This window comes from Streptosporangium sp. NPDC002524, from assembly GCF_040295985.1.
Lineage (GTDB): Bacteria > Actinomycetota > Actinomycetes > Streptosporangiales > Streptosporangiaceae > Streptosporangium.
Map to the genome: position 1 here is coordinate 53,033 of NZ_JBEOWK010000039.1, position 11,330 is coordinate 64,362.

An 11,330-nucleotide genomic window follows, 5' to 3' on the forward strand; every position below is an offset into this window, starting at 1 on the left:
AGGGCATGGATCCGGAACCAAGGGTGAGCACGGTCGGTCTGGTACTGCATCCGACCAAGCGGGTGGACCGGTCGGTCGGCGCGATCGTCGAGACCTCCCGGAGCCGGGGCTCCCGGGTGCTCGCCCGCGAGGCCGACCGGGACCGCGTACCGGCCGGGGTCGAGGTCGTCCCCGAGGGCCGGTTCGTGGCCGAGGTGGACGGTCTCGTCGCCCTGGGCGGCGACGGCACGATCCTGGGGGCGATGCGGCTGGTGATCGGCCGGCCCGTGCCCGTGCTCGGGGTCAACCACGGCAACCTGGGCTTCCTCGCCGAGGTCCACCCGGCCCAGCTGCCCTCGGCGCTGGCGCGGCTGACGGCCGGAGACTTCACCGTCGAGCAGTACGCGGCCCTGCGGGTGGACGCCGGCGAGACGCCGCTGACGACCCGGTCCGGCTTCAACGACCTGGTGCTGGGCCGGTCGTCCCGCGCCGGGGCCGCCTCCCTCGACCTGGCCGTCAACGGCCTGCGGTACGGCTACTACCGGGCCGACGCCGTGGTCGTCTCGACCCCCACCGGCTCCACCGCCTACAACTACGCGGCCGGCGGCCCGGTCCTGTCCCCGTCGTCCGGCGCCCTGGTCATCACCCCGGTCGCCCCCATGTCCGGTGTGAGCCGGCCGGTCGTGCTGGGCGCGGCCGATCACGTCCGGCTCACCGTGGCGGACGACAGCGCGCCCGTCACCGTCGACGTCGACGGGACCCCGTCCGGCGAGCTCGGGCACGGCGAGAAGGTGAACGTCACCCTGCGCGCCGAGGCCGGGCAGGTGGTGAGGCTCTCCGCGAGCGAGCACACCAGCCGCAGCCGGGTCAAGCTCAGCCTTCTCGACCTGCCCCTGCGCCCGGATCAGCTGCTGGAGCTGATCCCGCCCGAGCTGCGCCGCAGGGCCGAGGCCACGAGCGGCGGACACCGGGCCACCGCGCCGCCCGACGAACCGGCACCCTCCGCCTGACCGCCGGGCGGCGCGGTGGCCCGGTTCACGAACCGCGTCGGGACGTGCCGTCCCCCGGCTTCGACGTGACGGGAGCCCCGGGGCGCCCGCGCCCCCCGACCGAACCAAGCCGAGCCGAACCAAGCCGAACCGAGCCGAACCGCACCGCACCAAGGAGCGACCGATGCCGATCGTCCTTCCGGAAGACCCGTTCCACCGCCGCCTGCACCACATCGCGCCCGGCGGTCTCACCTCCGAGACCGCCCAGACCGGCGGCATGCGCCGCCGCGCGGCCATCAGCGGCGCCACCGTCGGCTCCAGCCGCCTGTGGATGGGCCAGACCCACGTGGCGCCCGCCACCGTCTCGGCGAACCACCACCACGGCGAGTCCGAGACCGCCATCTACGTCGTCAGCGGCAACCCGTCGTTCGTCTTCGCCGACGTCGAGGGGGAGGAGCCCGTCGAGGTGCGCATCGACACCGAACCGGGCGACTACATCTTCGTGCCGCCCTTCGTCCCGCACCGCGAGGAGAACCCCGACCCCGAGCTGGAGGCGATCGTGGTCATCGCCCGCAGCACCCAGGACGCCATCGTGGTCAACCTGGACGACCTCACGTGGACGGGGCCGGTCCTGACCTCACGATGACGGCGGACCTCGCCGCCGTCGCGAGGCCCGTAACCGCCCTTCGGTCTGTCAGGTCTGTCAGGTCTGTCAGGTCTGTCAGGTCTGTCTGGCCTGTCCGGTCTGCTCAGTCTGTGCGGTCCGGGGGGAGGAACCCCGGCCGATCACCCCCGACTTCGCTCTTCGCTCGTCCGCCCGCCGGGTGGCTCCCCGGCGGGCCGTTCAGCCGTTCACTCGCCGCCGGGGTCCCCGGTCACCCGGCCGCCGGCCGTCTCCCCGGCCAGCCGGTCGCCCGCCACGACTCCGGCGTACACCAGGGCGGGCGGTACGTTGCGCCAGATCGGGCCCAGGGTGTCGACGGTCTCGAACGTGTCGTTCATGAGACCGCGGAAGTGCCGGAAGCGCCGGAACGGCATCACGGTCAGCGTCGTGATGGTGCTGAAGGCACCACCGGGGGCGAGTGAGGACGCGATCTCCTCCAGGACGCGCTTCTGCTGGGCGTCCTCGAACAGGGTCCAGGGAAGGGAGGAGACGATCGCGTCCGCGTGGGACAGGCCGGCCTCCCGCAGCAGCTTGCCGAGGTCGCCCGCGTCGCCGGGGATCACCTCCAGCCAGGGCCTGCTGCGCCGCAGGTGGTCCACCATGCCCTCGTTGACCTCGACGGCGAGCTGCCGTCCGCCCGGGGGCAGCCGGTCGCGGATCGCGTCGCTGATCACTCCGCCGCCGGCGCCGAGTTCGACGACCACGGCTCCGGGGGTCGTGGGGACGATCGAGGCCACCAGTCGGGCGACGGCCTTCGAGCTGGGAGCGATCGCCCCCAGCTGGTGGGGGTTACGCATGATCGCGCCGAGGAATGTGAGCGTGTCACTACCGGCAGGACGAGTTTGAGAGAGCATCGACAGCTTATTCCCCCTGTTAAGGGGGTTATGCCAGTTTGACGGGCTTTGATGATCGGGCCTTGTCACCGTTCGGCCGCCGTACCACCGCCGTACCGCTGCCGTACCGCCACTGTACGGCCGCCGGTCGGGATATCGGGGAACGACACCACGGTGACGGGGACCCACCCGCCCCTGCCCGGGGGCGGCGGGGAGAGGTACCGTCGTCTTATCGGATCCCGGTCATGAGGGGAGCCGCCATGCCAGACGATTCCGATCACGTGCTCGACTCCATCGACGGCGCCGTCGACGAATGGCTCGCCATGAGCGACGACTCGATGCGCTGGACGCCACCGGAGAAGGCGCGGCCGAAGCCCCAGTTCGGCCTGCCGGTGCCGCCGCTGCCGCAGGTGCTGGAGGACTTCCTCCAGGAGGTCGGCACCCGCCTCGGCCCGCCCGCCCAGGCCGTGGTCGACGTGTTCCGCCCTCTGGGGGAGGGGGTGGTCGACGCGGTCTCCACGTTCCTGGACAGCCCGCCCGTCCGGCAGCTCCTCGACCCGCCCGATCCGTCGGGCGAGCGTCCGGAGACGCTCGGGATCCACGCGTTTCCCGACACGTTCGGGCCGCCGCCGGACGACGCGCCCCGGCCGCCGCTCATGATCGAGTCACGGCCGGACGAGGCCGAGCCGCTCCCCGGCCCATCAGGCTCATCGGATCCATCGGATCCATCGGATCCATCGGGCCCGTCCGGCCCGTCAGGGCGTGACGAGTCCCCGGCGGGGGAGCCGCCCGGGTAGGCTCCGGCCACCGAGCCGGGCACGGCGGAGGGCGCCCGGCCGGGATCCTCGCCGTGAGCGAGGGTTGTCACGGGTTCCCGCCGTGACCGGGGACCATCACGTCGTACGAGACGTGACGGGCCCGGAGACGATCACGCCGCGCCAGGTGTGACGAGGCCAGGAGGATCATGCCGGGCCGGGCGTGACGGTCCATTAACTCTCAGTGCCTCCGGATGGGGCTCCGCCGGAGGGCGCCCGTCCCGCTCACCGATGACCGTCGATGCCCTGTTCGAAACCCGCGTGAAGATCTCCCGGCCGGAAAAGGTGAGTCCGCGCGCCGTAAGGGAAGCGGGTCTGTCCCGCGACAGGGAGCGCTCGCACGGCCTCACTTTCCCCCAAAGTGCCCCGTGAAGTGCGGAACTCCTTTTTTCGGGCAAAGAATAAAAAACCCCATGAACCGGCGTACTTCAGGAGTGATGAAATGGCGGGTCTGGCGGGGCCGATCGCGGTCGGTGTCGAAGAGGAGTTCCACGTCGTCGATGTCGACACCCGGCACCTCGTCCCACGGGCCGGTGTCCTGTTGGAGCAGTTGCCGGCGGAGCGCTTCACCCACGAGTTGCAGCGTTCGGTGGTCGAGGCCAACAGCAGGCCCTTCATGCACCTGGAGGACCTCGGGCACGACCTGACCGCGCTGCGCCGCACGGTGATCCAGGCGGCGGACGGCCTCGGCCTGGGAATCGTGGCGGCGGGCAGCGTGCCGCTGGTGGATCTGGAGGCGTTGAAGATCTCCCCCGATCCCCGCTACGAGCAGATGCTCGCCGACTACCAGCTGCTCACCCGCGAGCAGCTGATCTGCGGGACGCAGTTCCACGCCGACGTCGAGGACCGTGACCTGGCGGTGGCCGTCGCGCACCGCCTCGCCCCCTGGATCCCCCCGCTGCTCGCGCTGAGCGCCAGCTCGCCGTACTGGCTGGGATCCGACACCGGGTACGCCAGCTACCGCCCGCTGCTGTGGCAGCGCTGGCCCACCGCCGGTCCGGTGCCCAGGTTCGAGTCGGCCGCCGAGTACGACCGGGTGGTGCGGGACCTCGTCGCCTCCGGGGTGATCACCGACCCCGGCATGATCTACTTCGACATCCGCCCCTCGGCGCACCTGCCCACCATCGAGCTGCGGGTCTGCGACGCCTGTCCCCGCGTGGGCGACATCGTGCTGATCGCCGGGCTGTTCAGGGCGCTGGTGGCCAGGGAGCTGGAGGCCGCGCAGAAGGGTCCCGAGCGCACGGTCCGGCTGGAGATGGTCCGCGCCGCGTCGTGGCGGGCCTCGCGCTCCGGGCTGGAGGGCGACCTCGTCGACCCGGTCGACGGCACCCCGGGACCGGCCGCCGAGGTGATCCGGCGGATGGTGAACGGCCTGCGCCCGCAGCTGGAGCAGTGCGGCGACTGGGAGCTCGTCACGTCCCTCGCCAGGGAGTCGCTGGGGCGGGGAAGTTCCGCGGCCCGCCAGCGCGAGGCGTACGCCCGCAGCGGCCGGCTGTCCGACGTGGTCGACCTCGTCATCGCCGAGACGCGGTCCGAGGAGTGGGAGACCGCCTTCGGCGGCCCGATGCCGAGGATGCACACCAACCTCCTCGACGGCTACGAGGCACCCGGCGACGAGGCGATCATCGAGGGCACGGTGCGCGAGTCCTACCAGCCGGTGCTGCGGGCCCTCGACCGCCTGGGCGTCGAGGGGCTGCGCGACCGGGAGGAGAAGCGCGACGCCTACCAGCGGCGCAACGGCATGACCTTCCAGGTGGAGGGCGGCGACGAGAGCCGGATCTACCCGTTCGACCTCGTCCCCCGGCTGGTCCAGGCCGGTGAGTGGGCCGGGATCCAGCGGGCCCTGCCGCAGCGGGTGCGCGCGCTGGAGGCGTTCCTGCACGACGTCTACGACGGGCGCGAGATCATCAGGGACGGCACGATCCCCGCGTGGGTGGTCGACGAGTCCCCGGGCTACCGCAGGCCCGGCCGCCGGGTGCCGCTGGGCACCGTGCGCTGCGCCGTGGCCGGGCTGGACCTGGTCCGCGACAACGTCGGCCGCTGGGCGGTCCTCGAGGACAACCTGCGGGTGCCCTCCGGCCTCGGGTACGCGGTGACCAACAGGCAGCTGATCACCGAGCTGATGCCGGAGCTCGTCCCCGGCGAGGGCGTCGCCGACCCGAGGGAGGGCCTGCGGGTGCTGCGGGAGGCGCTGCTCGCGGCGGGCTCCGGCGACCCGGAGGCCGTCGCCGTGGTCTCGTCGGGCCCCAAGGACTCCGCCTACTACGAGCACAGGATGCTCGCCGAGGAGCTGGGGGTGGCCCTGGCCGTACCGGCCGACCTGTCCTTCAAGAACGGCCACCTGGAGATCGGCGGGCGCAGGATCGAGGTGCTCTACCGCAGGATCGACGAGAGCGAGCTGCTCGACGGCCACCTCGGGCTGGAGATCATGGACGCCGTCGAGCGTTCCGCGCTCGTCCTGGCCAACGCGCCGGGCAACGGCGTCGCCGACGACAAGTGCCTGTACCGGTACGTGCCGCGCCTCATCGAGTACTACCTGGGCGAGCGGCCCCTCATCGACAACGTCACCACCTACCTGTGCCGGGACGCCGGAGACCGCGAGCAGGTGCTCGACCGGCTCGCCGAGCTGGTCGTCAAGCCGGTGGACGGGTTCGGCGGGCAGGGCGTGGTCGTCGGCCCCGACGCCTCCGCCGAGGAGCTCGAACAGGTCAGGAAGACGATCCTCGCCGCGCCCGAGGGCTGGGTCGCCCAGGAGACCATCCGGCTGTCGACGCACCCGACCTTCGACGGGCAGCGGCTGAGCCCGCGCGTGGTCGACCTGCGGGCCTTCGTCTGCTTCGGCGAGACGGCGACCGTGCCGCCGACGGCGCTGACCCGCGTCGCCCCGGCCGGAAGCATGATCGTCAACTCTTCCCAGGGAGGCGGTTCCAAGGACACCTGGTTGCCGAGGAGGCCCGCCGACACCCGGCCCGAGCGGTGAGCCCGGGCGTGGGCCGGTCACCGGAGAGTTCGACGTACGAGATGTGTGACCAGGGCGCCGGGCTCCGGCCCGCGCCGGTCACCGGGGGGTTTCGATGTGTGGTCTGAGCGGTGAGCTCCGGTTCGACGGCCGCCCGGCGGACGTCGCCGCCGTGGCCCGGATGAGTGACGTGATGCGCGACAGGGGACCCGACGGGTCCGGCCTGTGGTCGCTGGGGCCGGTCGCCCTCGGCCACCGGCGCCTGAGGATCATCGACCTGTCGGACCGGGGCGCCCAGCCGATGGTGGACAGCGACCTCGGCCTGACCGGGGTCTTCAACGGGTGCCTGTACAACTACCGCGAGCTGCGCGAGGAGCTGGAGGGCCTGGGCTACCGCTTCTTCTCCACCTCCGACACCGAGGTGCTGGTGAAGTCCTTCCACCACTGGGGGACCGGCTGCGTCGGCCGCTTCAAGGGCATGTTCGCCTTCGCGGTCGCCGAGCGCGACACCGGCAGGCTCACCCTCGGCCGCGACCGGCTGGGGATCAAGCCGCTCTACGTCGCGCAGGACGCCGGCCGGCTGCGCTTCGCCTCGTCGCTGCCCGCCCTGCTCGCCGGGGGAGGGGTGGACACCGGCATCGACCGGGTGGCCCTGCACCACTACATGACCTTCCACTCGGTGGTGCCCGCCGAGCGCACCATCCTCGCCGGGGTGCGCAAGCTCCCCCCGGCCACCGTACGCACCGTCGAGCCCGACGGGACCGTCACCGACCACCTCTACTGGCAGCCGCCCTACACCCGGTCGGCCCTGCCCGAGTACGCCGGGCTGACCGCGGACGAGTGGGGCGAGGTCGTGCTCGACCGGCTGCGGGCGGCCGTACGCAGGCGCATGGTCGCGGACGTGCCCGTGGGCGTGCTGCTCTCCGGCGGCCTGGACTCCAGCCTGATCGTCGCGCTGCTGGCCGAGGAGGGGCAGAAGGGCCTGTCGACCTTCAGCATCGGGTTCTCCTCGGCGGGAGGGGAGCGGGGGGACGAGTTCGCCTACTCCGACCTGGTCGCCAGGGAGTTCGGCACCGATCACCGGCGCATCCCCATCGACGACGCCCGGCTGCTGCCCTCCCTGGAGCAGGCGGTGCGGGCCATGAGCGAGCCGATGGTCAGCCACGACTGCGTCGCCTTCCACCTGCTGTCGGAGGAGGTCTCCAAGCACGTCAAGGTCGTCCAGTCCGGCCAGGGCGCCGACGAGGTGTTCGCGGGCTACAGCTGGTACCCGCCGCTCGCGGGCGTGTCGCGCGGGGACGCCGCCGCCGCGTACGAGCGGGAGTTCTTCGACCGCTCGCACGGGACGCTGGGCGCGATCCTGTCGCCGGAGTACATGCTGGACGAGGACGTCAGCGGCGACTTCGTCCGGCGCCACCTCGCCCGGCCCGGCGCCGACACCGCGCTCGACGCGGCGCTGCGCCTGGACACGAACGTCATGCTCGTCGACGACCCGGTCAAGCGCGTGGACAACATGACCATGGCCTTCGGGCTGGAGGCGAGGACCCCGTTCCTCGACCACGAGCTGGTCGAGCTGGCGGCGGCCTGCCCGCCCGAGCTCAAGCTCGCCTCCGGCGGCAAGGGCGTGCTGAAGGGCGCCGCCCGCAAGCTGCTGCCCGCCGAGGTCATCGACCGGCCCAAAGGATACTTTCCGGTCCCGGCGATCAAGCACATCCACGGCCCGTTCCTGGAGCTCGTCAGGGACGCGCTCACCGGGCAGGCCGCCAGGTCGCGGGGGCTGTTCGACCAGCCGTACGTCGACAAGCTGCTCGCCGCGCCGGACGAGCATCGCACTACCCTGGGTGCCAACGCGTTGTGGCAACTCGGACTCCTGGAGCTGTGGTTGCAGGCACAAGGAGTTTGATGACCGAAATTCTTGGCGCCCGTTCTCGCCCGTCGATGGGCACGGGCCTGACCGCCTGGAGCTGCCGGGCGCCCGCGCTGGCGCCCGACCTGAGCGCCGTCGCCTTCATCGGCGACCGGGACGGCTCGCCGCGCGTCTGGATCCAGCCCCTCGGCGCCGAGCTGGAGTCGTGGCTCCCGGGGGAGGGCCCGGAGGACCTCCAGGGGGATCTTCAGGAGCCGGACGCCTGGCCGGTCGACACGGGACCCGAGCCCGCCGCCGACGTGAGCTGGTCCCCCGACGCCCGCCGGCTCGCCGTCCTCGTCGTGCCCGGCGGCGGGGAGCACACGCAGGTCTGGACGGTGCGGCCCGACGGCGGCGACCTGCGCCCGCTGGCCGCCCCCGAGGGCGGATCGGCCTCGTTCGTGCGCTGGACCGGCCAGGGGGAGGTCCTCCTCGTCGCGGAGGTCTCCTCGTCGGGCCGTACGGACGCGGTGCTGATCGACGCGGCCTCGGGAAACCGGGAGGTCATCGCGGGCGGGGCGCTCCTGCAGCCGGCCGCGGTCAGCCGCGACCACCGGCGGATGCTGCTGCGCCGCGGCCCGCGCGGCGTGCGCCGGATGTACGTGGCCGACCTTCCCGGTGATCCCGGCGCTCTTGTCTCCGGCTCGTCCCACCCCGACGGTCTCGTCGCCTCTTCGCCTCGTCCCGGGGGTCTCGTCCCTGATCCTTCCCATACCGGAGCTCTCGTTCCCGGTCTCTCCCATCCCGGGGACCTCCCCCCGGACGCGTCCGGCGGGTTCCCCGCCGACCTGCCCGCCTCGATCCGCCTTGGCCTCCCTCCCGGCGATCCCCACGACGTCCCGCCGGGGCTCCCCGGCGACGCTCCCGCCGGGATCCGCTTCGACCTTCCCGCGGGCCATCTCTCCGACGTCCCGCCAGGCCTGCCCGCGAGCCTTCCCGACGAGGCCGCGGGCGACCTGCCCGGCCCCGGCGAACGGCCGCTGCTGGCCGGGCTGACCGGCACCACCGACTACGGGATCCTCTCTCCCGACGGGGCGACCGCCTACCTGCTGTCCGACGTCGGCCGCGACCGGGCCGCGCTGGTCGCGGTGGGCGAGGACGGGGCGGGGATCGTGCTGGCCGAGCGCGCCGACGCCGAGCTGGACCAGTTCGCGCTCAGCGCCGACGGCCGCCTCGCCGTCCTGGTGTGGAACGACTCCGGCCGGTCGGAGCTGGAGGTGATCGAGACGGCCACCGGACGGACGCGCCCGCTCCCGCCCCTGCCCGCCGAGGTGGTGTCCTCGATCAGGGTGTCCCTGGACGGCAACCTGGCCGTCCTGGCGGCCGAAGGGCCCGGCCACCCCTCCCACGTGCTGCTCTGCGACCTGGCGACCGGCGGCTACCGGCGGATCGCGGGCTCCGGGCGGATCCCCGGGGCGGCAGGCGCGGAGCTGATGCGCTTCCAGGCGGGCGACGGCATGGAGCTGACCGGCTGGCTCTACCGCGTCCCGGGCGCCCGGGGCCCGGTGCCCTTCGTCGTCTACCTGCACGGCGGTCCCGAGAGCCAGGAGCGGCCCACCTTCAACCCGCTGTTCCAGAACCTGCTCGCAGCCGGGATCGGGGTGCTCGCGCCGAACATCCGCGGCTCGTCGGGATTCGGGCGGGCCTTCCGCAACGCCGACAACCACGCCCTCCGCTTCGACGCGATCAACGACGTCGCCGACTGCGCGCTGGAACTGGCACGGGTAGGCCTCGCCGACCCGGCCAGGATCGCGTGCATGGGCCGCTCGTACGGCGGCTACCTGACGCTGGCCGCCCTCGTCACCCACCCGCGCCTCTTCCGCGCCGGGGTCGACGTCTGCGGCATGGCCGACTTCGAGACCTTCTACGAGCGGACCGAGCCGTGGATCGCCGCGGCGGCCGTCAGCGAGTACGGCCACCCCGTCGCCGACCGCGACCTGCTGCGGGCACTGTCACCCCTGCACTCCTTCGACCGGCTCGCCGCCCCGCTGCTGATCGTGCACGGTGCCCGCGACACCAACGTCCCCCTGTACGAGGCCGAGCAGGCCCTTCAGGCGGCACGGGCCCGGGAGGTGCCCTGCGAGCTCCTGCTGTTCGAGGACGAGGGCCACGAGATCCGGCAGATCGCCAACCGGGTGACCTTCGTCAAGAACGTCGTCGAGTGGCTCAGATGGCACCTGGAGGTCCCCGACCGTTCCTCCCCGCTCGGCCCGTCCGATCCGCCTCGGTGACAGTGGCGGCGTGCCGCGTACGGAAACACCGTGGGTCTCCTCCGCCATGACCGGGCCGCGGCGCGCGGCCTGGTCGCGGGATGGGACCGCTGGGCACGCCGCGCCCGTGGCCGCCGGACGAGATCCTTCCCGCCGGCGTCCACGACATCCGGGTTCGCGAGGACCCGGAGGGGCCGTGGCGGATCCAGCTGATGCTCGGCGAGGCCGACGGGCACGACCGGGTCTACCGGCGAGACCCGAGGATCCGCCGCCCGCCGGCGTCGTCCACGGCGTGGACGACGACGCCGATCTCGGTCCGCGCCGGACGAGGAGAGCCCGCCGGCCCCGTCGAGGCGGGCTCCCCGCGTCCGGTGGCGGTCAGGGGGACCGTGATCCACGGTGTTCGGCTCGGATCAGTGGAGGTTGGGACCGTTGAGCTCGATGGGCCCCTCGCCCTCGTCGTCCGGCGGGGGTGGTGCGGGCCGGCAGCTCTGGCCGCAGCCGCCGAAGCGTTCGGTGTTGATCGGGGTGAAGGACGTCGGCTCGACGTTCTTCAGCGCCGCCAGCATCGTGTCCTTCCAGATCGGACCCGGGGCGCTCGCACCGGCGACGATGCCGTAGTAGCGGCCGCCGATCGTGACGCCGGTCAGTTTGTGCTTCTGTGAGCCGCGTGGGTCGCCGATGCTGACCGCTCCGGCCAGGTCGGGGGTGAACCCGGCGAACCAGGCACTGGCGTAGTCGTCGGTGGTGCCGGTCTTGCCGGCGGCGTCGCGGCCGATGCCGCCCACGGCGCGCATCGTGCCCTCGGTGAATACTCCTGAGAGCACGTCGGCCGCGGCGTCGGCGACCTCCGGATCGATCGCCTGGCGGCACTTGGGCTTGTAGTCGGTGACCTTACCGTTGCGGTCGGTGATCCGGGTGATCGCCATCGGCGCGCAGTACTTCCCCCGCGCGCCGATCGCGGCATAGGCGTTG

At 72.7% G+C, this 11,330-nt stretch carries 8 protein-coding genes; 6 read left to right on the plus strand and 2 right to left on the minus strand.

Annotated features, from left to right (window positions below):
* The first annotated feature begins 5 nt into the window (after positions 1–5).
* On the plus strand, positions 6–989 hold the full coding sequence (locus ABT053_RS40065; protein ID WP_350976713.1) for an NAD(+)/NADH kinase: 984 nt from the start codon (positions 6–8) through the stop codon (positions 987–989).
* Positions 990–1,152: 163 nt separating this feature from the next.
* The gene (locus tag ABT053_RS40070; RefSeq protein WP_350976716.1) at positions 1,153–1,614 is read left to right on the plus strand and encodes a cupin domain-containing protein; all 462 of its coding nucleotides are present in this window, start codon (positions 1,153–1,155) and stop codon (positions 1,612–1,614) included.
* A gap of 206 nt (positions 1,615–1,820) precedes the next feature.
* On the opposite strand, the gene ABT053_RS40075 is transcribed toward ABT053_RS40070, so the two are convergent.
* Positions 1,821–2,429 (minus strand): class I SAM-dependent methyltransferase, encoded by a 609-nt coding sequence (locus ABT053_RS40075; RefSeq protein WP_350976718.1) that lies wholly within the window; start codon positions 2,427–2,429, stop codon positions 1,821–1,823.
* A gap of 296 nt (positions 2,430–2,725) precedes the next feature.
* Between ABT053_RS40075 and ABT053_RS40080 the strand changes: the two genes are divergently transcribed.
* From ABT053_RS40080 to ABT053_RS40095, 4 genes are all read left to right on the plus strand, one after another.
* Positions 2,726–3,262, plus strand: coding sequence for a hypothetical protein (locus ABT053_RS40080; protein ID WP_350976720.1), 537 nt, complete (start codon positions 2,726–2,728; stop codon positions 3,260–3,262).
* A gap of 460 nt (positions 3,263–3,722) precedes the next feature.
* On the plus strand, positions 3,723–6,260 hold the full coding sequence (locus tag ABT053_RS40085; protein WP_350976722.1) for a glutamate--cysteine ligase: 2,538 nt from the start codon (positions 3,723–3,725) through the stop codon (positions 6,258–6,260).
* Between the two features lie 94 nt (positions 6,261–6,354).
* Positions 6,355–8,142: an N-acetylglutaminylglutamine amidotransferase gene (locus ABT053_RS40090; RefSeq protein WP_350976724.1), complete on the plus strand. Its 1,788-nt coding sequence runs from the start codon at positions 6,355–6,357 to the stop codon at positions 8,140–8,142.
* Positions 8,142–10,376, plus strand: a complete 2,235-nt coding sequence (locus tag ABT053_RS40095) for a S9 family peptidase (RefSeq protein WP_350976727.1) — start codon at positions 8,142–8,144, stop codon at positions 10,374–10,376. The genes ABT053_RS40090 and ABT053_RS40095 overlap by 1 nt, the downstream gene beginning before the upstream one ends.
* A 392-nt stretch (positions 10,377–10,768) precedes the next feature.
* Here ABT053_RS40095 and ABT053_RS40100 read toward each other — a convergent pair.
* On the minus strand, positions 10,769–11,330 hold a 562-nt coding region (locus tag ABT053_RS40100), incomplete at its 5' end, for a penicillin-binding transpeptidase domain-containing protein (RefSeq protein ID WP_350976728.1).